The following is a 22,578-nucleotide window of genomic DNA, read 5'->3' on the forward strand; positions in this document are numbered from 1 at the left end:
TCGACGTGCCGCAGGGCCGCGCGGGTGGCGGGCGGGCCGAAGGCGCCCGGGCCCGCGAAGGCCGGCGCGGCCTTCGCGTTCTGGTCCTGCTCGCCGGCCGCGATGTCGGCCCGCGCGGCGTCGTCCCAGCGTCCGTAGAAGAGCGGGGCGGCCCTCTGCCGTTCCGCGTCCGTGTCGGCGCCCCGCAGATCCGTTCGTAGGCCGCGATGGCCGTGTCGTACGGCTCGGCGCCGGCCCGGAGGCGGGCGGCCGCGAGCCGCTCCAGCGCCCCCTTTCCGAGGTCCGCCGCCCAGGCGGTCGGGGTAGGTGGTGAGGGCAGGCAGGGGCCATCTGATCAGACGATCACTCGTTCGAGTCATTGATTTACCCGGCGAGGTCCGGCAGGCTACCGAATGAACGTTCGGTTGGGTTGGTGGTCCGACTCTCGACGATGAGGTGACGGCAATGACGGCGCGTGCGGGTCTCGATGACCTCGGGGATCTCCAGGACGAAGGCGAGCGGCTGAGCGCCGAGGGGCTGGCGGCGCTCCAGCTGGAGCGGTTGCGGGCGACCCTGCACCGGGCGTACGAGCACGTGCCCTTCTACCGGCAGGCCTTCGACAAGGCGGGGGCCCGGCCCGACGACTGCCGCTCACTGGCGGACCTGTCCCTCTTTCCGCTCACCACCAAGGCGGACCTGCGCGAGCAGTACCCCTTCGGCATGTTCGCCGTGCCGCGCGCGGACGTGCGCCGCATCCACGCCTCCAGCGGCACCACGGGCCGCCCCACGGTCGTGGGCTACACCGACGGGGACCTGGCCACCTGGGCCGATGTCGTCGCCCGCTCGCTGCGTGCGGCGGGCGCCCGGCCGGGGCAGATCGTGCACGTCGCGTACGGGTACGGCCTGTTCACCGGCGGCCTGGGCGCGCACTACGGCGCGGAGCGGCTGGGGTGCACGGTGGTTCCCGCCTCGGGCGGCATGACGGACCGCCAGGTCCGGCTGATCCAGGACTTCCGCCCGGAGGTCATCATGGTGACCCCCTCCTACATGCTCACCCTGCTGGACGAGATGGAGCGCCAGGGCATCGACCCGCGCCGGACCTCGCTGCGGACCGGGATCTTCGGCGCCGAGCCCTGGACCGAGGAGATGCGCCGGGAGATCGAGGACCGGCTGGGCATCGACGCCGTGGACATATACGGCCTGTCCGAGGTCATCGGACCGGGCGTCGCCCAGGAGTTCGCCTCGCACAAGGACGGCCTGCACATCTGGGAGGACCACTTCTACCCCGAGGTGATCGATCCGCTGACCGGGGCGGTCCTGCCGGACGGTGAACCGGGGGAACTGGTGTTCACCTCCCTCACCAAGGAGGCCATGCCGGTGATCCGGTACCGCACCCGGGACCTGACACGGCTGCTCCCGGGAACGGCCCGCCCCGCCTTCCGCCGGATGGAGAAGGTGACCGGCCGCAGCGACGACATGATCATCCTGCGCGGGGTGAACCTCTACCCGACGCAGGTCGAGGAGATACTCCTGCGCATCCCGGGCCTGGCCCCGCACTTCCAGCTGCGGCTGACGCGGGAGGGCCGTCTCGACGCCCTCACCGTGCGCGTGGAGGCGCGCCGGGACGCCGACGCCGGGAGACGGCGGGCGGCGGCCGCGGAGCTGGTGCGGGCGGTCAAGGAGTCCGTGGGGGTGTCCGTCGCCGTCGACGTGGTGGAACCGGAGAGCCTGGAGCGCTCCGTCGGCAAGATCAGGCGGGTGAGGGACCTCCGGGAACCGCACGCCTCCTGAGGAGGCCGGGCCACACCGGCGGACGGCCGGAACCACCTGTTCGGGCCCACTTCGGTACCGCTCCCGGGAACGGCCGGGCCCGTACGGGTAGGGCACGAGGTGTGACCTCGATCCTCCGGCGCCTCCACGCCCGGCTCCAGGGCTCCCCGGCCGGGCTGGCCTGGAGCCGGGGCCGGGAGATCGAGCTGATGCACCGGGCGATGGGCTTCGCCGCTCTGGGGTTCCTCACCCTGGTGCCGCTGCTGGTGGTCGTGGCGGCGGCCGCGCCGGGCAGCGGCTCCAACTTCGGCCGCTGGCTGGGACAGGCCCTCGGCGTGACGGAGGCCTCCCGGTCCCGGGTCGAGATGCTGTTCGGGGCGGCGGACCTGGCACTGGAGCGGACCACCGCCTTCGGGCTGGCGGCCCTCGCCGTGTTCGGCCTGACCTTCGGCTCCGCCGTGCAGACCGGCTACGAGAAGGTGTGGGACCTGCCGACGGCCCGCTGGCACACCATGTGGCGGCACGTCGTGTGGCTGGCGCTGCTGGTCTGCTATCTGGCGCTGCTGGTCGGGACCCCCTCCCCGTCCGACACCGTGGCGGGCACGGCGGTGAGCACCTTCAGCGACACGGTCGGCACCTGCCTGTTCTTCTGGAGCTCCGGGCGGCTCCTGCTGGGCGGCCGGGTACGCTGGCGGGCGCTGCTGCCCGGGGCGGTGGCGACCAGTCTCGGGCTCCTGGGCCTCAGGGTCTTCTCGCAGATGGTGTTCTCCCCGCTGATCGCCTCGAACGCCGTCACGTACGGGCCGTTCGGGACGCTGCTGGTCGTCCAGTCCTGGCTCGTCGGCGTCGGCTTCGTGGTCTACGGAGGGGCCATGCTCGGGCGCCTCGCCCACGAGCACCTGACGCTGCGCCGGCTGCGCGCGGACGGGGTACTGCCCCCCGCACCCGGGCCCTTCTCGTGATCCGGGACAGGGGTGACCCCCGGCGTCGGGACGTACCCGGCGACGAAGTTCGCCCTGGAGGGGCTGACGGAGGCGCCGGCGGGCGAGGGGGCCGCCTTCGGGATCAAGGCACTGATCGTCGAGCCCGGCGCCTTCCGTACGGGGTTCGCGGGCGGCGGGGCCCTCCAGCGGTCGGCCGCCTTGCTGCCGGCCTACGAGGGCACCGTCGGCACCGTCCGCACCGGGCTCCCCGGGAGCGACGGCAAACAGACCGGCTACCCGGTGAAGGCGGCCGCCGCGATCCTGGCCCACGCGGACACCGCCCGCGCGGAGGCCCGTACCTGGGAGGCGGTCAGCCGGGGTACGGACTTCGACGCCTGACGGCCCCTCCCTGCGGCCGATTCCGCCACGGCGCCGGGAGCGGCTCGGCGGCCGGGAGCGTCTCAGCCGGTGCCGAAGCGGTCGCGGAGCTCGCGCTTGAGGATCTTTCCGCTGGCGTTGCGCGGGAGGGCCTCCACGAACAGCACGCGCTTGGGTGCCTTGAAGTGCGCGAGCCGTTCGCGGGCGTAGGCCATCAGCTCCGCCTCGGTGACCTCGCCGCGGGGGACGACCACTGCCGTGACGGCCTCGATCCACCGCTCGTCGGGCAGCCCGACGACCGCCGTCTCGGCCACGCCGGGGTGGGTGTAGAGCACGTCCTCCACCTGCCGGGAGGCCACGAGGACCCCGCCCGAGTTGATGACGTCCTTCACCCGGTCGACCACGGTGAAGTACCCGTCGGCGTCCCGTACCGCGAGGTCACCGGACCGGAACCAGCCGTCCCGGAAGGCCTTCCCGGTGGCCTCGTCGTCGTTCCAGTAGCCCAGGCACAGCTGCGGGGAGCGGTAGACGACCTCCCCGGCCGTGCCGTCGGGCACGTCCGCGCCGTCCTCGTCGACGACCTTCGCCTCCACGTGGCGCACCGGGCGCCCGCACGACTCCATCCGCCCCTCGTGCTCCCCGGGACCCAGGACGGTGGCCAGCGGGCCGATCTCGCTCTGCCCGAAGCAGTTGTAGAAGCCCAGCCCGGGCAGCCGGGCCCGCAGCCGTTCCAGCACCGGGACCGGCATGACCGAGGCCCCGTAGTAGGCCTTGCGCAGGGCGCCGAGGTCCCGCCGCGCGAACTCGGGGTGGCCGGCCAGCGCGATCCACACCGTGGGCGGCGCGAAGAGGCTGTCGGCGCCCGCCTCCACCAGGTCGAAGAGGTCCTCGGCGACGGGTGCGTCCAGGATGGTGTTCTGGGCGCCCACCGCCAGGTAGGGCAGCAGGAAGACGTGTGTCTGTGCCGAGTGGTAGAGCGGCAGCGAGTGGACGGGCCGGTCGTCCGCGCCCAGGTCCAGGGCCTCGATCGCGCTCTCGTACTCGTGGGCCAGCGCGCTGTGGGTCATCACCGCGCCCTTGGGGAGTGCGGTGGTCCCCGAGGTGTAGAGCAGCTGTACCACCGCCGCCGGATCACCGGCGGGCTCGTACGCGAGCGGCTCGGACAGCTCGGACAGGAACGAGCCCGGCGCGTCGCGCAGCGCCCGTACGGGGTGCCCGTCGGGGACCCGCCCGGCCAGATCCGGGTCGGCGAGGACCAGGGAGCTCGCGCAGTCGCCGAGGATGTGCGCGAGGTCCTCGCCGGTGAGGTTCTGGTTGACGGGGACGTGGACGAGCCCGGCGCGGGCGCATGCGAGGAAGGCGATGAGGTAGGCGTCGGAGTTGTGGGCGAAGGCCGCGACCCGGTCCCCCGCGGACAGCCCGTACCGACGGCGCAGCACGGCGGCGCCGGTGGAGACGGCCGCGTCGAGCTCCCCGTACGTCCAGCTCCGCTCCCGGTAGCGCAGGGCGACCCGGTCGGGGCCGCGCCGCGCGCTGTCCCGTACGAGCCCGTCGACCGTCTGGTGCCGCACTGCCGTCATGGCCGTGATCCTCGCCCGGCCCCGTCGCCGGGTCAATATCGCCGCACCGGCCGGGGACGGCCCGGAGGGCATGCCGACGGGGGTGCCGGGGGTGCCAGGGGCCGCCGGTGCTACGGGCTGACGGCGAGGAAGAGGTACGCGGCCAGCAGGACGAGGTGTACTCCGCCCTGGAGGAGGGTGGCGCGGCCCGGGACGATCGTGAGGGCTCCGACCACCACGGTCAGCGCGAGCAGCACCATGTGGATGGCCCCCAGCCCCAGCAGCAGCGGCCCGGTCAGCCAGACGGAGGCCAGGGCGATGGCGGGGATGGTCAGGCCGATGCTGGCGATCGCGGAGCCGTAGGCCAGGTTGAGGCTGGTCTGGACGCGGTTGCGGCGGGCGGCCCGGACGGCGGCGAGGGTCTCGGGGAGCAGGACGAGCAGGGCGATGATCACGCCGACGACGGCGTGGGGCAGTCCGGCGTCGGAGACGCCCTTCTCGATGGTCGGGGAGACCGCCTTGGCGTTGCCGACGACCGCGACGAGGGCGGCGAAGAGCAGGCCGACGCTGATGAGGGCGGCGCGGGCGGTGGGCGGTTCGGCGTGGTCGTCGCCCGCGCCGGCGCCGGAGTGCGGGCCGGCGCCGGAGTGCGGGCCGGCGCCGGCGGTGTCCACGGGGAGGAAGTAGTCCCGGTGGCGGACCGTCTGGACGGCGATGAACAGCCCGTAGAGGGCGAGGGAGGCGACGGCGGCGAAGGTCAGCTGGGCGGAGGAGAACTCGGGGCCGGGCCTGCTGGTGGTGAAGGTCGGCAGCACCAGGCTCAGCACGGCGAGGGTCGCGACGGTGGCGAGTGCCGCGCCGGATCCCTCGGCGTTGAAGACGGCGACCCGATTGCGCAGGGCGCCGACCAGCAGGGACAGGCCGACGATGCCGTTGCAGGTGATCATGACGGCGGCGAAGACCGTGTCGCGGGCGAGGGAGGCGGTCTTGTCGCCGCCGTCGGCCATCAGGGTGACGATCAGGGCCACTTCGATGACGGTGACGGCGACGGCGAGGACGAGGGAGCCGAAGGGTTCGCCGACCCGGTGGGCGACGACCTCGGCGTGGTGCACGGCCGCGAGGACCGCTCCCGCGAGGCAGAGGGCGACCAGGGCCACGGCGGGGCCGGGCAGGTCGCGTCCCCAGCTGAGGACGAGCGCGAGGAGCGCCACCACGGGGACCAGGAGGGTCCAGTCGGTCAGGGGGGACCTGCGCGTTGCCGTACTCATGCGAGCCAAGTTGCCAGAGTTGCCGCCGGGGTGCGCCGTGGGGCGCGCATCCGGGGCCTGAAGTGGCTTTTCTCACGACATGTCGGTGCGTGGCGGACAGGCGTGGGGCGGATCCGCTCTTCGGGTGGGGAGTACGCGCGCCACGGTGGCCGCGCCGGTCGGCTGCGGGAGCGGGCCGGCGGGGCCGCCGTGGGTCCGGGCGGACGGCGGGCGCCGTCACACGGCGCGCTCGCGGCCTTCCCAGTAGGGGTCGCGCAGGCGGCGCTTGTAGAGCTTGCCGTTCGGGTCGCGGGGCATCGCCTGGATGAAGTCGACCGACTTCGGCCGCTTGTAGCCGGCCAGCCGCCGTTCGCAGTGGTGCAGGATCTCGGCCGCCAGCGCGTCGCCCGCCTCGAAGCCCTCGGCGGGTTCGATGACTGCCTTGACCTCTTCGCCCCAGGACGGGTGGGGGACGCCGAAGGCGGCGGCGTCGGCGACGGCCGGGTGGGTGAGCAGGGCGGACTCGATCTCCGCCGGGTAGACGTTCACCCCGCCCGAGATGATCATGTCGATCTTGCGGTCGCGGAGGAAGAGGTACCCCTCCTCGTCGAGGAAGCCGAGGTCGCCGACGGTGAAGAACTCTCCGATGCGGTTCTCGCGGGTCTTGTCCTCGTCCTTGTGGTAGCTGAAGCCGCCGGTGTTCATCTTGAGGTAGACGGTGCCCAGTTCTCCGGGGGGCAGTCGCTTGCCGTCGTCGTCGAAGACGGCGAGCTCGCTGATCGGCCAGGCCTTGCCGACCGTGCCGGGCTTCTTCAGCCAGTCCTCGGCGGTGGCGAAGGCCCCGCCGCCTTCGCTGGCCGCGTAGTACTCCTCCACGCACCGGCCCCACCAGTCGATCATCGCCCGTTTGACGTGGTCCGGGCAGGGTGCGGCGCCGTGGATGGCGTGCCGCATCGAGGAGACGTCGTAGGCGTCCTTCGTCTCCTGCGGGAGCGCGAGGAGGCGGTGGAACTGGGTGGGGACCATGTGGGTGTGGGTGCAGGCGTGGCGGTCGATCAGACGCAGCATCTCCTCCGGGCTCCACTTGTCCATCAGCACCAGCGGGTGCCCGATGTGCAGGGACGCGCCGGCGAACTGGAGCACGGCCGTGTGGTAGAGCGGCGAGCAGACCAGGTGGACGTTGCCGTCGGAGGGGCGGATGCCGAAGATGCCGAGGAACCCGCCGAGGTACGTCTCCTCCGGGGGCTTGCCCGGCAGCGGACGGCGGATGCCGCGCGGCCGGCCAGTGGTGCCGGAGGTGTAGTTCATGACCCAGCCGAGGGTGCGGCCGGCGGGCGGTTCGGCGCTGCGGCCGTCGAGGAGTTCGGCGTACGGCCGGAAGCCCGGGACCGCTCCGACGGCGTAACGGCGGCCGGGGTCGAGCCCTGCCTCTTCGGCGGCGGCGGTGGCGGCGTCGGCGAACCGCTCGTGGGCGATGAGCACCTTGGCGCCGGAGTCGGAGACGATCCAGGCGATCTCGGGCCCGACGAGGTGGTGGTTGACGGGCACCAGGTAGAAGCCCGCCTGGGAGGCGGCGAGGTAGGCGGTGAAGAACTCGACGCCGTTGGGCAGGACGACCGCGAAGGCGTCGCCCTTCTCCAGCCCGGCCGCGCGCAGGCCGTGGACGAGGCGGTTCACGTCGGCGTGCAGCCGGCCGGCGGACCACTCCTCGCCCGCGGGGGTGTACAGGACGGTGCGGCCGGGGTCTGCGGCGGCCTGCGCCCAGAATCCGTTGGGCAGCTGCTGCGTGTCGGTCATGCTGCTTCTCACTCCTCAGGACCGGCCGGCGATACGGGTGATGCGGTCGATGGCGCGCTCGAATCCACGGGTGAGCTCGTCGAAGACGGCCTGGACGCTGCGCTCGCTGTTCATCCGGCCGACGATCTGGCCCACCGGGGTGCCGAGCAGCGGCCGGACCTCGTACTTCTGGATCCGGGAGACGGCCTCGGCGACGAGCAGGCCCTGGAGCGGCATGGGGAGGGCGCCGGGCCCCTCCGGGTCGTCCCAGGCGTCGGTCCATTCGGTGCGCAGCTGGCGGGCGGGTTTGCCGGTGAGGGCGCGGGAGCGGACGGTGTCGCCGGAGCCGGCGGCGAGGAGCTTCTCGGTGAGGGCACGGGAATGCAGCTCGGCCTCGGTGGCGGTGAGCCAGAGGGAGCCGAGCCAGACGCCCTGGGCGCCGAGGGCCAGTCCGGCGGCGATCTGCTCTCCGCTGCCGATGCCTCCGGCGGCGAGGACGGGGAGCGGGGCGACGGCTTCCGCGATCTCGGGGACCAGGACCATGGTGGCGATGTCGCCGGTGTGGCCGCCGGCCTCGTAGCCCTGGGCGACGACGATGTCGATGCCGGCTTCGGCGTGGCGGCGGGCGTGCTTGGCGCTGCCGGCGAGGGCGGCGACGAGGACGCCGTTCTCGTGGGCGCGGGCGATGACGTCGGCGGGAGGGGAACCGAGGGCGTTCGCCAGGAGTTTGATGGGGTAGTCGAAGGCGACGTCGAGCTGGTTGCGGGCGACCTGCTCCATCCAGCCGGTGATCCGCCAGCCCGAGGCCTCGCCCTCGGCGAGTTCGGGGACCTGGTGCTTGGCGAGGGTGTCGCGGACGAAGGCGCGGTGTCCGGCGGGGATCATCGCCTCGATGTCGGCCTCGCTGACGCCGTCGACGGCCTTCTTGGCGGGCATGACGACGTCGAGGCCGTAGGGCTTGCCGCCGGTGTGCGCCTGCATCCAGTCGAGGTCGCGTTTGAGGTCGTCGGGGGCGGTGTAGCGGACGGCGCCGAGTACACCGAAACCGCCCGCGCGCGTGATGGCCGCGGCGACCGCCGGGAAGGGCGTGAAGCCGAAGATGGCGTGCTCGACACCCAGTTCCTTGCTCAGCTCCGTCTCCATGGGCGTGAGGATGCCGCAGGGCGGCGGCCGAGGGAAGAGATTTTCTGATGCAGTGTCAGATTCTTGCGGGCGGACCGGTGCGGAGGCTCCCCGGCGGGCGGGCAGATACCCAGTAGCGTGCGGAGCGCCCGGGGCGGCAGGCCGAACGGATCCCGGGCCCGGGGCACGGGGCGGTGGCGGGCCGCGGAGGCGTAGGGCGGCGGGCGGGCAACACGCGGCGGGCAGCGGACGGTTCGGAGCCGACAGGAGGCCGATCATGGTGGGAGACACGGGGGCCGGAGCGGAAGCGGAGACGCCTCGCGGGCTGCGGGACGACGGCGGACCGGAAAACGGACGCGCAACCGGGGCCGGGGCCGGCGTCGGGCCCGAAGCCGGGGCCGACCTCGGAGCGCAACACGGCGTCGGAGCCGGGACCGGGCACGGCGTCAGGGCCGGGGCCGGGCCCCGGGTGGGGGGCGGGCCTGGTTCGGGGCTGAGTCGGCGGCGTCTTGGGGCGCGGCTGCTGGCGCTCGGCGGGGTGCTGGTGCTGCACGCGGCGCTGCCGGGGTCACCGGCCGGGGCGGCGGGCGGCGCGGCCGAGCGACGCGCCCTCCAGGGCCTGCGGCTGCGTTACGGATCGGCGCGCCAGGCCGGGCTGCTGGAGCGGCACCTGGAGGGGGTCGCGGAGGAGGCGGGGCGCTTCCTCCGCCCCTCCCCCGAGCACCCGTACTACGCGGGGGCCGTGGTGCTCGCGGGGCGCGGCCGGACCATCGCCCTGCACCGGGCGATGGGCGACGCGGTGCGGTACGCGGACTACGACGGCCGCACCGACCGGGCGGTGGAGTTCCCGGCGGCCGAGCGGATCGCGATGACCGAGGACACCGTCTTCGACCTGGCCTCCCTGAGCAAACTGTTCACCGCGATCCTGGCCGTGCAGCAGATCGAGCGGGGCCGCCTGGAGCTGGAGGCCCGGGTGGACCGGTACCTGCCGGAGTTCACGGGGGGCGGCAAGGAGGCCGTGACGGTCCGGCAGCTGCTCACCCACACCTCGGGGCTGCGCTCGTGGGCTCCCTTCTACCAGGAGTCCACCCGCGAGGGGCAGCTGCGCCTGCTGTGGTCGGTGCGGCCGCAGGAAACCCCCGGGACGGTGTACCGCTACTCCGACCTGAACCTGATCGCGCTCCACCTGCTCCTGGAACGGATCACCGGCCGCACTTTGGATGCCCTGCTCCACGACGAGATCACCGCTCCGCTCGGGATGCACCGCACTCGCTACAACCCACCCCTGTCGTGGCGCCGGGTCACCGCCGCCACCGAGGTGCAGCGCCCGCCCTGGTCGGGCCTGGACCGGGGGCTGGTGTGGGGGCAGGTCCACGACGAGAACGCGTACGCCCTCGGCGGGGTCGCCGGCCACGCCGGTGTCTTCGGCACCGCCTGGGACCTCGCGGTCCTCTCCCGCGCCCTGCTCGACGGCGGGGTCTACGCGGGCAGGCGCATCCTGCGCCCAGCCTCCGTCGAACTGCTCTTCACCGACTACAACACCGCCTTCCCCGGCGACGACCACGGCCTCGGCTTCGAGCTCTACCAGCACTGGTACATGGGTGCCATGGCCACCCCGCACTCCGCCGGGCACACCGGCTTCACCGGCACCTCCCTCGTCCTGGACCCCTCCACCGACTCCTTCCTGATCCTGCTCGGCAACTCCGTCCACCCCGTGCGGACCTGGCGGGCCGGCAGCGCGCCCCGCGTCGCGGCCGGCAACCGCTTCGCCCGGGCCGTGCCGGTCCGTACGAAGCACGGCGGCCCCGCCTGGTTCTCGGGCATGGAGGCCGGCGGCTCGGGCACCCTCACCCTGCCCCCGCTGACCCCCGCCACGGCGCGGGCCCGCCTGCGCTGCGCGGTGTGGTGGGACACGGTGCCCGGCGCGGGGGCCTTCCACGTGGAGGTCTCCGCCGACGGCGCCGTCTGGGAGCCGCTCCCCTTCAGCACGGTCCGCACCACGGGCGGCGCCCCCGAAGAGTGGCCGACCGGCTCGGCCGGGGGCTGGTCGGGCCGCGTCTGGCACCGCCTCGAAGCCCCCCTGCCCGCCTGGACGGCCGGCCGCGAGACCCGCATCCGTTTCCGCCACGCCTCGACCGGCCGCTACGTGGGGCGCGGGGTGTACGTGGACGTCCTGCGCGTCGCCGAACCGGCCGGCCTCCTCTTCTCGGAGGACCGCCCGGCGGACGCGTCCCGCGTCGAGGCGTCCGGCTGGACCCGTTCGCCGGACTGACGGCCCGCGGGGGGGGCCGGGCCCAAGCCGCTTCTTGTGGATCACCCGTGAGAACGGAACGATGCAACCATGACCTCTGTGGATCCACCCCCCGCCCCCTCGAATGACCCTGCGAACGGCCTTGTCACCTGCCCCTGCTGCTTCGAGCGGACCCTGGAGGAGCGGGCCAACTTCGAGATCTGTCCAGAGTGCGGCTGGGAGGATGACGGACAAGGCGACGCGGACGCACACCTTGTCCGAGGTGGGCCCAACGGTTCGCTGAGCTTGACGCAGGCCCGGCTGGACTACCTTGAAGAAGTGGCCGAGACGGGCGATGAGTCCGTGACGCGCGGCGGTGAGGGTCTGTGGCGGTCGGAAGCACGACGCCAGGTTCCAGGCCTGGCTGAGTTGGGAGGCGTCTCCCGTGAGTTCAGTCCACCCGCGCAGACGCTGTATCCGCGCGGCGATCCCGGAACGGGCCGGCCAGCGGGCCCGCCTGGCTCTTGAGCCGCTCCCGCAGTTCCTCCAGGTCGGTGAGGAACCAGGTCTGGCCGCCCCGGTTGCATTCGCGGACGAAGTCCCGCAGGGCCGTGCTGGTGTCCGTGTGGCGGGAGATGTCGCCGAGGACGACGAGGCCCACGCGGTAGTTGACGAACTTCTGGACGATGTCGCCGGCGATCCGGGTGCTCAGCCGGAAGAACGCCTCGTCGAACCGTCCGGCCGGGACGACGACCCAGCGGGCGCCCTGCCAGGCGGCGTTGCCCACCAGGTCCAGGACGTCCCGTTCGCCGCCGATCCGCTCGCCCTCCGGGTCGCACAGCAGGACGGGCACGTCGTGGATGGTGCTCAGGGTGCTCATGCGGACCGAGACTAGGTGCTGGTCCCGGGTGCGGGCGAGGTGTTTCCGGCGCCCCGGCCGCCGTCCGGGGAGCGGCGGGCGCGGTAGAGGTCGCGGAGCAGGGCGATCTCGGCGCCGTGGTGGAGGACTTCCTGGTTGACCCACCACACGATGTCGACGAACGGCTCCTCGGCGTCGCTGCCGTGCGGGTAGGTGCAGTACCCGACGGTGTCGAGCGCGGCCTCGTCGACGCTCAGCAGCGCCGTGTGCCAGGCGTCGGCGGCGGTCGCGAACGCGGCCACGGCGCCGGCCGCGTCGCCGGTGACGGGGTGGTCGTCGCGGGTGAGGCGGCGGGTGCCGGCCGTGTGGTCGGCGCGCAGGGTCAGCATCTCCGTCAGGTGGCTCAGGCGCCAGGCGAGGGTGGTGAGGGGCGGCGGCCAGGGGTGCGGGTAGGAGGCCGCGTCACGGCCCCACTCGCCCGTGCGGGCACCGGCCAGGAGGGTCGCGCGCGGCCCCGGGCCGTCCGTGCGCCGCCGGACCGACCAGCAGTCGGCCACCGGCTCCCAGAGGTACTCCTCGTCGGTCATGGGCACCACCCGGGTGTCCGTACCGTCGCCGCTGTCCATCACCGGCCCCGCCAGGCGGTCGGACAGGCGCGTGGACGCGAACGTGAACTGCCGTATCAGCGGGGCCAGGCGGGACGCGCTCACTGGCCCTCCCGGATCAGGCAGAACGGGTGTCCGGCGGGGTCGGCGTAGACGCGCCAGCCCCGGGCGTCGGGGGTGTCGTCGAGGAGGGTGGCACCGAGGGCGAGGACCTGTTCCTGGGCGCGGTCGAGGTCGGCGACGGCGAGGTCCAGGTGGGCCTGCTGGGGGTGGGCGGGGTCGGGCCACCGCGGCGGCCGGTGGTCGGTGACCTGCTGGAAGGCGAGGACGGCTCCGGACGGGGTGTGGAGCGTGGCCCAGTGCTCGTCCAGGGTCCAGCGCCGGTCGGGCCGGTTGACCTCCCCTCCGAGCAACTCCCCGTAGAAGCGGGCAAGTTCGAATGGCTGTGGACAGTCCAGTACCACGCACTGCAGTTCGGCGATCATGTCGGGATCCTAAGGGCTGCCCCGTGATCCCCGGCGGGCGCGCGGCGCCGGCCGCGGACCTCGCCGCATCACGGACGGCCCTCAGGCAGGAGCGAGCGCGGCGTCGATCATCCGGCGGGCGACGGCGGTCAGTTCGGCCGGGTCCGGTGCCGGACGGGCGTGGGCGAGGGCGCCCGCGAGGCGGTCGTAGAGCAGGCCGTCGGTCCAGGCGGCCAGGAGCTCGGCGGACTCCCCCGGCCGGGGTGCGCCGAGGGCCGCGAGGACGGCGGCGGCGCGGGCGCGGGCGGCGAGGCCCGCCTGACGGAGGGCCGGTTCCAGTTCCGGGTTCCGGGCGGTCTCCAGGCTCAGCTCGAAGCGTGCCAGCTGCCGTTCGCGCCCCCGCGTCAGCCACTGGTGCAGCAGCGTCCCGAGCAGCCGCGCGGCTGCGTCCCGGTCCTGCGGGGTCTGCGGCGGGCCGGCTCCGTCGAGGTCGGCGAGGTCCAGCTCGGCGAGGCGGCGGTAGCAGGCGCCGATGAGCGCGGTCCGGGTGCGGAAGTAGTACGAGGTGCTGCCGGCCGGAAGGGCGGCGGCGCCGTCGACGGCCCGGTGCGTCAGGCCGCGCAGTCCTGCGGCGGCGACGAGGGCGATGGCCGTGTCCGCGATCAGCGTCCGGCGGTCGGCGGCGGGGGGCGGGCTCTCCGGGGTGGACATGCCGCCACTCTACAGCTGTAGAGTGGCGGCAGAGCCCTCTACGGATGTAGAGGACCGCCGTCAAGGCAGGAGGCCGTGCCATGCCCGAAACCCCGCGTCACGCCGTCGTCGCCGGTGCCGGGATCGGCGGTCTCACCGCCGCCCTGGCCCTGCACCGCCAGGGGTGGCGGGTCACCGTCTGCGAACGGGCGGCCGCACCGGCGGCCGTCGGCGCGGGGATCGTCCTCGCCCCCAACGCCCTGCGCGCCTACGACGCCATCGGCTTCGACGCCACCCGCGCGGCGGGCCGCGCCGTCCCGGCCTCCCTCGGCGTGCGCCGCCCCGACGGCGCCCGGCTCAGCCGCGCCGACACCGCCGCACTGGCCGCCCGCTACGGCCGGCCCCCGCTCGCCGTCCACCGCGCCGCCCTCACCGCCGCGCTGGCGCAGGCGCTGCCCGGGGGCACCCTGGTGTACGGGGCCGGGGTCACCGCCGTGGACGGGGACGGCGGCCGCGCGGTGGTCCGTACCGCCGCCGGGGACCTCACCGCCGACACCGTGGTCGCCGCCGACGGCATCCACAGCGCGCTGCGCCGGCGCCACTTCCCGGACCACCCGGGCCTGCACTACGCCGGGGAGACCGCTTGGCGGACCGTGCTGCCGTCCGGGCCGGCGGCCGAAGCGGCCGAGACCTGGGGCCGGGGCGAGCGCTTCGGGACGGTCCCGCTCGCCGACGGGCGGGTCTACCTGTACGCCACCGCCGTTGTCCCCGAGGGGTACCGGCCCGCGGACGTCCGGGGCGAACTGCTGCGGCGCTTCGGCACCTGGCACGATCCGATCCCCGCCCTGCTGGCGCGGATCGACCCGGCGGCGGTGCTCCAGCACGACCTGTACGACCTGGCCGCGCCGCTCCCCCGGCTCCACGACGGCCGCACCGCCTGGATCGGCGACGCCGCGCACGCCATGACCCCCAACCTCGGCCAGGGCGGCTGCCAGGCCGTCGAGGACGCCGTCGTCCTGGCCCACCTGCTGCGCGGCCGCGACGTACCGGCCGCCCTGGCCGCCTACACCCGGGCCAGGCTCGCCCGTACCGACGCCATCCGGGTCCGGGCCCGCCGGATGGGCCGGGTGGCCGCCCTCACCCATCCGCTGGCGGTGGCCGCGCGCGACCTCGCCCTCCGGGCCGCCCCGGCGAGCGCCGCGCGGCGAGCGCTGGACGACCTGTTCGACGGTTTCACGCTCCCGGCCCCGCCGGCCCTCCCTGAATGAAGACCGCCCCGGGCTCCCGGCCGACGCGCAAGCGGCTCAGCGGCCCAGTACCGCCATCGCCGCGTTGTGGCCCGGGATCCCGCTCACGCCGCCGCCCCGGACCGCCCCCGCACCGCACAGCAGGACGTTGCCGTGGGCGGTCTCCACGCCCCAGCGCCCCGCGTCCGCCTCGTCCCCGTACGGCCAGGACAGGTCCCGGTGGAAGATGTGCCCGCCCGGCAGCCGCAGTTCGCGCTCCAGGTCCTGCGGGGTCTTGGCCTCGATGCAGGGGCGCCCGTCGCCGTCGAAGGCCAGGCAGTCGGTGAGCGGCTCGGCCAGGTGGGCGTCCAACTGGGCCAGGGTGGCGGTCAGCAGCACCTCGCGGGCCTGCCGGTTGTCCTTCTCGAAGAGCCGGGCCGGGGTGTGCAGGCCGAAGAGGGTGAGGGTCTGGTAGCCCTGACCGGCGAGCTCCGGCCCGAGGATCGAGGGGTCGGCCAGCGAATGGCAGTAGAGCTCCGAGGGCGGCACGGACGGCAGTTCCCCTCCCGCCGCCTCGCCGTGGGCGCGCCTGAGCTGCTCGTAGCCCTCCGCGACGTGGAAGGTGCCGCCGAAGGCCTCACGGGGGTCCACCGAGGTGTCGCGCAGCCGGGGCAGCCGGCTCAGCAGCATGTTGACCTTGAGCTGGGCGCCCTCGGGGGCCGTGGCGCCGGTGTCGGGGGTCTCGCCGAGGAGTTCGGCCAGCGCCCGGGGGGAGGCGTTGACGAGCACGGTGCGTGCCACGACCGTGCCCTCGCCCGTCGCCGTGCGGAAGACGACCTCGGCCGGGGCGGTGCCGTCCGTGTGGATGCGCAGGACCTCGTGGCCGGTGGCGATCCGGGCGCCGCCCGCCCGGGCGGCCGCGCCCAGCGCGTCGGTGAGGGCTCCCATGCCGCCGACGGGCACGTCCCAGTCGCCCGTCCCGCCCCCGATCACGTGGTAGAGGAAGCAGCGGTTCTGTACGAGTGACGGGTCGTCGGCGTCGGCGAAGGTGCCGATCAGGCCGTCGGTCAGGACCACGCCCCGGACCAGGTCGTCGGCGAAGCGTTCCTCCAGCGCCCGCCCGAGCGGTTCCTCGAACAGCATCCGCCAGGCCGCCTCGTCGTCGATCCTGGCCCGCAGCCGCGCACGGGTGGGCAGCGGTTCGGTGAGGGTGGGGAAGACCTTGCGGGCGAGCCGGCCGGTGGTCCCGTAGAAGTCCCGCCACGCCTCGTACTCCCGGTCCGAGCCGGTGAGCTTCGCGAAGGACTCCCGGGTGCGGGTCTCGCCGCCGCCGACGAGGAGTCCGCCGGGGCGGCCGTCGCGCTCGAAGGGCGTGTACGAGGAGACCGTGCGCCGCCGTACCGCGAACCGCAGCCCCAGGTCCCGGACGATCTTCGCGGGGAGCAGCGAGACCAGGTAGGAGTAGCGCGAGAGCCGGGCGTCGACCCCGGCGAAGGGGCGGGTGGAGACGGCCGCGCCGCCGGTGTGGCCGAGCCGTTCGAGGACCAGTACCGAGCGGCCGGCGCGGGCCAGGTAGGCGGCGGCGACGAGGCCGTTGTGGCCGCCTCCCACGATCACCGCGTCGTACACGTCCTGCGCGAGGCCCCGGGAACCTGAGTTGGCGGTCATGGCTCTTGGTAGCACACCTGGCCGAGCCGCTCCAGACAGTGCGCCTCGTCGGCGTGGGCGAGGACCGTGTCGGGATGCTCGTCGCCGAGGGAGCGTTCGCGGATGCCGGACAGGTCCCGGTAGATGGGCAGTGCCTCGTCCCAGCGGCCGAGCCGCCCCAGGCCGACGGCGAGTTCCCGGCGGCTGACCAGGGTGTCCGGGTGTTCCGCGCCGAGGACCCTGGCCCGCGCCGCGCCGACCTCGCGGGCCTCGGCGACGGCCTCCTCCCAGCGTTCGAGGCGGCCCAGGTTGACCCCGAGGACGTGGCGGGCGCGCAGGGTCTCCGGGTCGGCGGCGCCGTAGGCGCGGGTGCGGTCGCGGACCAGGGAGCGGAACAGGTCGAGGGCCTCTGCGGTCCGGCCGGTGCGGCCCAGGGCGATGCCGGTCTCGTAGCGGGCGGCGAGGGCGTCGGGGTGGTCCCGGCCCAGTACGCGTTCCCGGGCGGCGGCGACCTGGCGGAAGCCGGTCAGGGCCTCCTGCCAGCGGCCGAGCCGGCCGAGGGCGTACGCGGCCTCGTAACGGCTCTGCAGGGTCTCCGCGTGCTCGGCCCCGAGCACGGCGGCGCGGTCGGCCGCCACCTCGGCGGCGGTGGCGTGGGCCTCGGCGTGCCGGCCGAGGGCGCTCAGGGCGCAGGCCAGGCTGTGGCGGCAGCGCATGGTGTCGGGGTGGAGCGGGCCCGCGGTGCGGACGCGGGCGGCCAGCACCGCGCGGTACATCTCGTAGGCCTCTCCGTGGCGGCCGAGGCGGCCCAGTTCGTACGCCTCCTCCTGGCGGGCGGCGAGGGTCTCGGGGTGGTCGGGGCCGAGCACCCGGGCCCGGCCCTGTGCCACGGCGGCGTACACGGCGAGGGCCTCCTCGGGCCGGCCGGCGCGGCTGAGGGCGAAGGCGCGGGTGTGGCCGGCGGCGAGCGCGTCGGGCTCTCCGGCGGGCGGGGTGCGCAGCGCCAGCCCGTAGGCGGCGGTGAGCCGGGGGTCCTCGGCGGGGGCGGGCCGGCCGATGCGGTGCTCGGCGGTACCGGAAGCGGAGCCGGAAACCGCGAGACCGGAGCCGGAACCGGAACCGGAACCGGAGCCCGTCGTGGCGGAGGGGGCCGCCGTCCAGGAGCCGGTGAGCAGCGCCCACTCCCCGCTGGCGGGGCGGGCGTCCACGCCGGCCTTGCGTCCGGCGGTCATCCCCGCCGCCCAGGCGGGCAGCGGGGGCTGGGCGGTGGGCCGCCCGCCGGGGCCGAAGCGGGACTCGACCAGGCGCCGGTGCAGGTGGCGGGCGTCGCCGGGCCGGTCCTCGGGACGCTTGGCCAGCAGGTCCAGCACGAGCCGCTCGAAGTAGCCGGGCAGCTCGGGACGGTGGTCCCGCAGCGGTAGGGGCGCGGTGTCGCGGTGGCCGACCAGCACGGACCAGGAGTCGCCGAGGTCGAAGGGCGGGGCTCCGGTGGCGATCTCGTAGAGGACGCAGCCGAGGGAGTAGAGGTCGCTGCGGTGGTCGACCTCGCCGCCCGCGATCTGTTCGGGCGACATGTAGTGCGGGGTGCCCATGGCCATGCCGCCGCCGGTGAGCTTGGCGGTGAAGCCGATGTCGTGTGCCAGGCGGGCGATGCCGAAGTCGCAGATCTTCACCGTGCCGTCGGTGAGCCGCATGATGTTGGCGGGCTTGAGGTCGCGGTGGACGACGCCCTGGTCGTGGGTGTAGCCGAGGGCGGCGGCCATCTGCTCGGCGATGTCGAGGACCACGTCGACGGGGAGCGGACGCGCCTCGTTCTCCTCCATGAGCTGGCTGAGGTTGCGTCCCTCGAGGAGTTCCATGACCAGGTAGAGGGGCCCGCCGGAGGCGCTGTCGTCGCCGAAGTCGTGGACGACGGTGACGCCCCGGTGCTGGAGCGAGGCGGCGACGCGCGCCTCGCGGCGGAAGCGCTCGCGCAGGACCTGGGTGAAGTGGGCGTCCTGTTCCGGGCCGAGGGGCTTGAGGCACTTCACCGCGACCTGCCGGCCGAGCGACTCGTCGCGGGCACGCCACACCTCGCCCATGCCGCCGCGCCCGATCAGATCGAGTGACCGGTACCGGCCCTGGATCAGTCTGGACTCCGCCATGTCTTAAAGCCGCCCCCGTCGTCGTGCCGCGCCCTCCCCGGCCGGTCCAGTATGGCCGCTGATGTTCGCAGTGTGTACGCGGAGGGGCGGGTGCCGGGGCCGAGTCGGCGCATCGCTCTCAAGATGTGACCTGGAGGCGGCCGCCGGGGCGGACCTGCGGGAATGCTGCGCAGCACGCGGCGCGTGGGGCGCAGGCGGCGGGTGACCGCGCCCGGGGCCGGTGCGGGGTGTCCGTACGGCTGGTGCGGCCGGTGGGGCAGGGATCCGTGGGCGGCGGCCAACGGGCCGGCGCCCCAATGGATTTCGGCCAGGGACGCGGTACGCGGGTACGGGCGGGGCGCGCGGGAGTCCCCGGCAGCACCGGCGCCGGCCCGGCGGCGGGGCGGGGTGCGGCGGCGGGGGTGCGGCGGCGGGGCGGGCGCGGCCCCCTCGCTCCGGGAAGCCCGCCCCCACGCGCCTCAGGCCAGCCGCGAGACGTGGTACTGGCGGATCCGCCAGCCGTCTCCGGTGTGCTGGGCGAGGACGGAGAGGCGGACGGTGAGCGGGGTCCCGGCGAGGTCCTCGGGGGTGGGTGTCCGGAAGGTGACGGTGGCGAACCCGCCGAGTGCCTCGGCGGCGACGGGGCGGGAGTGCAGGACCTCCACGGTGGCGGTGGTGCCGGGCGGGACGTTCTCGTAGTAGGTCCGTATCTCCGCCCGGCCGTTCAGCAGCCTGGGGGACAGGCCCTGGAAGAGGGCGTCATCGGCGAAGAGGGCGACGATGTCGTCGACGCGGCGCTCCCCGAAGGCCGCGCGCCACTCCTCCAGGATGTCGGCGAGTACCCCAAAACGGTTCGACATACGCCCGTTACCTCCGGTTCCATGGTCAATAACTTATTAAGACACCATGTTGACAGCCTAAGTACCGATACCGGCTACTTTTCGAAGTGCATAATGAGGCCATGCAGGATCATGCAAGGCAGTACCCGGGGGAATGTTGTGAAGGTGACCGCTCCGCGGACACAGGGGGCGGCGTATGCGGTGAGGGCCTGACCGTCTACCGGCAGGCCGTCGTGAAGGGATGCACGCCCAGGGAAGGCGCACCCGCCTGTCTCCTGCGGATGGGACTGCTCGTCGCTCCGCCGGACGACCCGACCGTCCTCGTGCCCGTGGCGCCGGACGTCGCCAAGGCCGAACTCGTCCGCCCCATCGAGCAGTCGCTGGAACGGCAGCGGCTGGACGCGCACGCCATCGCCGGGAGCTTCGTACCGGTGGCCGCGATCTACACCGCCGCCAAACGCGAACACACCGGCTGGGCCACCGCGATCGACGGGGAGAAGGTCGTCCACTCCACGCTCGCGCACGCGGTCCGCGAGTGCCGGGAGGAACTGATGACGGTGCAGCCGGGGGGCTCGCGCGTCTCGTACGACCTGGACGAGCTCGACCACGTACGCGGTGCCGTGCGGCACCGCACCCTGTACCCGCACGCCGCCCGGACCCACGCGGCCACGCTGCGCCACATCGAACGGCTCACGGAGGCCGGATGCGAGGTCCGCACCCTGGACCACGTCTTCGACCGGCTGATCGTCATCGACCGGGCCGTCGCCTACGTCCCGGGCCCCGGCGAGGGCCGGACCTCGGTGCTGGAGATCAGGCAGCCCTCCATCGTCTCCTTCCTCGTGCGGGTCTTCGAGGAGGCCTGGGAACGGGGTTCGACCATCGACCCGGGTGCCTCGCGCACCGTGGAGCCCGACATCGCCGACGAGATCCAGCGGGCCGTGATGCGCCTGCTGGTGGCCGGTCACACGGACGAGGCGATCGCCCGCCGCCTCGGCACCAGCCGGCGGACCGTCGCCGCCCACGTGAGCCGGATCGCCGCCACCCTGCAGAGCCGCAGCCGGGCCCAGCTCGGCTACCTCATCGCCACCAGCGGGCTGCTGCCCGCGGACGAGCGCGCCGAGCCGGACTGCGCCCCGCTGCCGGCCTGATCCCCACCCGTCGAGCACCTGAGGCCCGGCCGGGACACCCCGGCCGGGTCCGCTCAGTTCCGAGCGCGGCGCGCGCAGCGCCCGTACGCCCGCTGCCGCCAGCAGCACCAGGACCAGCAGCGTCGACCAGCCCAACTGGCCGCGCGCCCCGGGGTCGAGGGCCATCAGCACGAGCACGGCCACGATGCCGGCCGCCGCGAGCCAGGACAGGTACGGGAAGCCGCGCATCCGCACCACCAGCAGGTGCGGGGAGTCCCGCTCCAGCCGGCGGCGCAGCACCAGGTGGGCGGCGGCCACGGTCAGCCACATGTAAAGCATGGAGCCGCCCATGGCCTTCGCCAGGAACGGCAGGATCCGTTCCGGCCAGCGGTGGTCGAGGGCGATCGCCACGAAGCCGAAGGCCGCCGACGCCGCGACGGCCGCCCGGGGCGCGCCCCGGGCGGAGGTGCGCAGCAGGACGCGCGGGGCCTCGCCCCGGGCGGCGAGCGAGTGCGCCATGCGCGAGGCGCCGTACAGGTTGGCGTTCATCGCGGACAGCAGGGCGATGAGCACGACGACCTCGATCAGCCGCCCCGCGCCCGGGATGCCGAGCCGGTCGAGGACCGCGACGTAGGGGCTGCGGCCGGGCGTGGCCGCGTCCCACGGCAGCAGGGTGACGATCACGGCGATCGAGCCGAGGTAGAAGAGGCTGATCCGCCAGATGGCGCTGCCGACCGCCTTGGTGACGGAGCGGGCGGGGTCGCCGGACTCGGCGGCGGCCATGGTGATGACCTCCATGCCGCCGAAGGCGAACACCACGGTCAGCAGGCCCGCGACGACGCTGTCCCAGCCCTGCGGCAGGAAGCCGCCGCGGCCGGTCAGATTGGTCATGCCGGGCGACTCGACCCCGGGCACGGCGCCGCACAGGGCGGCCACGCCGAGGGCGAGGAAGGCGATGATGGCGGCCACCTTGATGCCCGCGAACCAGAATTCGGCCTCCCCGAAGGAGGAGACCGAGAGCATGTTGGACTGGGTGAAGACGGCCAGGGCCGCGAGGGCGATCGCCCACTGCGGTACGGCCGGGACCCACTGGTGCAGGATGGTCGCGGCGGCGATCAGCTCGATGGCGATCGCGATGACGGTCACGGCCCAGTACAGCCAGCCCGCGGTGAAGCCGGCCCACCGGCCCAGGGCACGGTCGGCGTAGACGGAGAACGAGCCGCTGGCCGGCATGGCCGCGGCCATCTCGCCGAGCATCCTCATGACCAGCAGGGCCAGGGCGGCGGCGAGCGCGTACGACAGGATGATGGCCGGGCCCGCGACCCGCAGGCCGGTTCCGGAGCCGACGAACAGCCCGGCGCCGATGACCCCGCCGAGGGCCAGCATGGTCAGGTGGCGTGGGCGCAGGGCGCCGGCGAGCTCCCCGTCGGCCGGGGCCCGGGCCGCGGGCGGCCGGGGTGTCTGGGTGAGTGGAGCGGACATGTGCGGTTCCCCCGGGTACGGACGTGGACGGGGCCGGCGTCCGTGGCGCCGGCCCCGCGTCACGGTGTCGGTCAAGAAGAGACGCGCTCGAGCGTCGCGGTGTGCAGCTCGCCGGCGCGGCCGCCGTCGGGGGTGGCGTACGTCCAGTAGACGCTGACGGTGGAGTGGCCGAGGTCCATGACGTGGCTGACGGTCATGCCGGAGGCCTCGACCCAGTTGACGAAGTAGAGGCCCTCGCCCACCTGGCGGACGGAGAGCCGCTCCTGGCCGCTGCGGCCGGCCATCGGGCCTTCCAGGGCGGTCCAGTCGAGGGTCGTGCCGTCGGCGGAGTAGGAGTTCCGCAGGACGGCGCCGTTGTCGAGGGTGAGGACGTACGTGTGGCCCGCGAAGGCGGGGACGGCGGCGGCCGGCCGTGCGGTGGCAGCGGCGGCCGGAGCCGGGGCCGCCGCCTGGGCGGACGGGGCCGCGGCGAGGGCGATCAGGGCGGTGGCGGCGAGGGCCGGGACGGTGGTGCGCAGGCGCATGACGGTTC

The 22,578-nt window shown here is 74.3% G+C and carries 19 protein-coding genes and 1 pseudogene; 7 read left to right on the forward strand and 13 right to left on the reverse strand.

Translation table 11 applies throughout. The annotated features are described in order from the left end of the window. The first annotated feature begins 444 nt into the window (after positions 1-444). The 3 genes from paaK to ACFY7H_RS11340 all read left to right on the forward strand — a co-directional run bounded on the left by paaK (position 445) and on the right by ACFY7H_RS11340 (position 3,071). Entirely contained in the window at positions 445-1,770 is a 1,326-nt protein-coding gene (gene paaK, locus ACFY7H_RS11330; RefSeq protein WP_388936517.1) for a phenylacetate--CoA ligase PaaK, read from the forward strand. Positions 1,771-1,871: 101 nt separating this feature from the next. Then, positions 1,872-2,711, forward strand: coding sequence for a YhjD/YihY/BrkB family envelope integrity protein (locus ACFY7H_RS11335; protein WP_388936520.1), 840 nt, complete (start codon positions 1,872-1,874; stop codon positions 2,709-2,711). 12 nt (positions 2,712-2,723) lie between these two features. Continuing rightward, positions 2,724-3,071, forward strand: a complete 348-nt coding sequence (locus tag ACFY7H_RS11340; protein WP_388936522.1) for a hypothetical protein — start codon at positions 2,724-2,726, stop codon at positions 3,069-3,071. Between the two features lie 62 nt (positions 3,072-3,133). Here ACFY7H_RS11340 and ACFY7H_RS11345 read toward each other — a convergent pair whose 3' ends face one another. The 4 genes from ACFY7H_RS11345 to ACFY7H_RS11360 form a co-directional block, all read right to left on the reverse strand. After that, positions 3,134-4,630, reverse strand: coding sequence for a fatty acyl-CoA synthetase (locus tag ACFY7H_RS11345; RefSeq protein WP_388936525.1), 1,497 nt, complete (start codon positions 4,628-4,630; stop codon positions 3,134-3,136). A gap of 110 nt (positions 4,631-4,740) precedes the next feature. After that, on the reverse strand, positions 4,741-5,877 hold the full coding sequence (locus tag ACFY7H_RS11350) for a calcium:proton antiporter (protein WP_388936528.1): 1,137 nt from the start codon (positions 5,875-5,877) through the stop codon (positions 4,741-4,743). Positions 5,878-6,093: 216 nt separating this feature from the next. Continuing rightward, positions 6,094-7,653 carry an acyl-CoA synthetase gene (locus ACFY7H_RS11355; RefSeq protein WP_388936530.1) on the reverse strand — a complete coding sequence of 520 codons (1,560 nt, stop codon included), beginning with the start codon at positions 7,651-7,653 and terminating at the stop codon, positions 6,094-6,096. A 15-nt stretch (positions 7,654-7,668) separates the two neighbouring features. Beyond that, positions 7,669-8,775, reverse strand: coding sequence for a nitronate monooxygenase (locus ACFY7H_RS11360; RefSeq protein ID WP_388936534.1), 1,107 nt, complete (start codon positions 8,773-8,775; stop codon positions 7,669-7,671). 448 nt (positions 8,776-9,223) lie between these two features. Between ACFY7H_RS11360 and ACFY7H_RS11365 the strand changes: the two genes are divergently transcribed. Further along, positions 9,224-11,026, forward strand: a complete 1,803-nt coding sequence (locus tag ACFY7H_RS11365; protein WP_388936536.1) for a serine hydrolase — start codon at positions 9,224-9,226, stop codon at positions 11,024-11,026. A 69-nt stretch (positions 11,027-11,095) separates the two neighbouring features. Further along, positions 11,096-11,512: a CPCC family cysteine-rich protein gene (locus ACFY7H_RS11370; RefSeq protein WP_388936539.1), complete on the forward strand. Its 417-nt coding sequence runs from the start codon at positions 11,096-11,098 to the stop codon at positions 11,510-11,512. Here ACFY7H_RS11370 and ACFY7H_RS11375 read toward each other — a convergent pair. The 4 genes from ACFY7H_RS11375 to ACFY7H_RS11390 form a co-directional block, all read right to left on the reverse strand. Continuing rightward, a complete protein-coding gene (locus ACFY7H_RS11375; protein WP_388936543.1) occupies positions 11,436-11,864 on the reverse strand; it encodes a DUF4180 domain-containing protein in 429 nt (142 codons plus the stop codon). The two genes, ACFY7H_RS11370 and ACFY7H_RS11375, sit on opposite strands and share 77 nt — an antisense overlap. Positions 11,865-11,875: 11 nt before the next feature. Further along, positions 11,876-12,553: a DinB family protein gene (locus ACFY7H_RS11380; RefSeq protein WP_388936546.1), complete on the reverse strand. Its 678-nt coding sequence runs from the start codon at positions 12,551-12,553 to the stop codon at positions 11,876-11,878. After that, on the reverse strand, positions 12,550-12,933 hold the full coding sequence (locus ACFY7H_RS11385; protein ID WP_388936548.1) for a VOC family protein: 384 nt from the start codon (positions 12,931-12,933) through the stop codon (positions 12,550-12,552). The genes ACFY7H_RS11380 and ACFY7H_RS11385 overlap by 4 nt, the downstream gene beginning before the upstream one ends. Positions 12,934-13,014: 81 nt before the next feature. After that, positions 13,015-13,623, reverse strand: coding sequence for a TetR/AcrR family transcriptional regulator (locus tag ACFY7H_RS11390; RefSeq protein ID WP_388936551.1), 609 nt, complete (start codon positions 13,621-13,623; stop codon positions 13,015-13,017). Positions 13,624-13,703: 80 nt separating this feature from the next. Between ACFY7H_RS11390 and ACFY7H_RS11395 the strand changes: the two genes are divergently transcribed. Then, entirely contained in the window at positions 13,704-14,870 is a 1,167-nt protein-coding gene (locus ACFY7H_RS11395; protein ID WP_388936553.1) for an FAD-dependent monooxygenase, read from the forward strand. Positions 14,871-14,906: 36 nt separating this feature from the next. On the opposite strand, the gene ACFY7H_RS11400 is transcribed toward ACFY7H_RS11395, so the two are convergent. The 3 genes from ACFY7H_RS11400 to ACFY7H_RS11410 all read right to left on the reverse strand — a co-directional run bounded on the left by ACFY7H_RS11400 (position 14,907) and on the right by ACFY7H_RS11410 (position 19,458). Next, on the reverse strand, positions 14,907-16,496 hold the full coding sequence (locus ACFY7H_RS11400) for a phytoene desaturase family protein (RefSeq protein ID WP_388936556.1): 1,590 nt from the start codon (positions 16,494-16,496) through the stop codon (positions 14,907-14,909). Next, positions 16,493-18,619, reverse strand: a complete 2,127-nt coding sequence (locus ACFY7H_RS11405) for a tetratricopeptide repeat protein (protein ID WP_388936558.1) — start codon at positions 18,617-18,619, stop codon at positions 16,493-16,495. Before ACFY7H_RS11405 ends, ACFY7H_RS11400 begins: the two co-directional genes overlap by 4 nt. 458 nt (positions 18,620-19,077) lie before the next feature. Next, positions 19,078-19,458, reverse strand: coding sequence for a nuclear transport factor 2 family protein (locus ACFY7H_RS11410; RefSeq protein WP_388936560.1), 381 nt, complete (start codon positions 19,456-19,458; stop codon positions 19,078-19,080). Positions 19,459-20,378: 920 nt separating this feature from the next. On the opposite strand from ACFY7H_RS11410, the gene ACFY7H_RS11415 reads away from it, so the two are divergent. Further along, positions 20,379-20,585 (forward strand): LuxR C-terminal-related transcriptional regulator, encoded by a 207-nt coding sequence (locus tag ACFY7H_RS11415; RefSeq protein WP_388937482.1) that lies wholly within the window; start codon positions 20,379-20,381, stop codon positions 20,583-20,585. Positions 20,586-20,753: 168 nt separating this feature from the next. On the opposite strand, the pseudogene ACFY7H_RS11420 reads toward ACFY7H_RS11415, so the two are convergent. Together ACFY7H_RS11420 and ACFY7H_RS11425 are read right to left on the reverse strand one after the other, a co-directional pair. Then, a pseudogene (locus ACFY7H_RS11420) lies at positions 20,754-22,046 on the reverse strand (amino acid permease); the annotation flags it as partial. A gap of 71 nt (positions 22,047-22,117) precedes the next feature. Then, complete coding sequence (locus tag ACFY7H_RS11425) at positions 22,118-22,570, reverse strand: MoaF N-terminal domain-containing protein (protein ID WP_388936563.1); 453 nt, start codon at positions 22,568-22,570, stop codon at positions 22,118-22,120. Positions 22,571-22,578 lie beyond the last annotated feature (8 nt).

Source organism: Streptomyces sp. NPDC012794 (assembly GCF_042901085.1).
GTDB lineage: Bacteria > Actinomycetota > Actinomycetes > Streptomycetales > Streptomycetaceae > Streptomyces.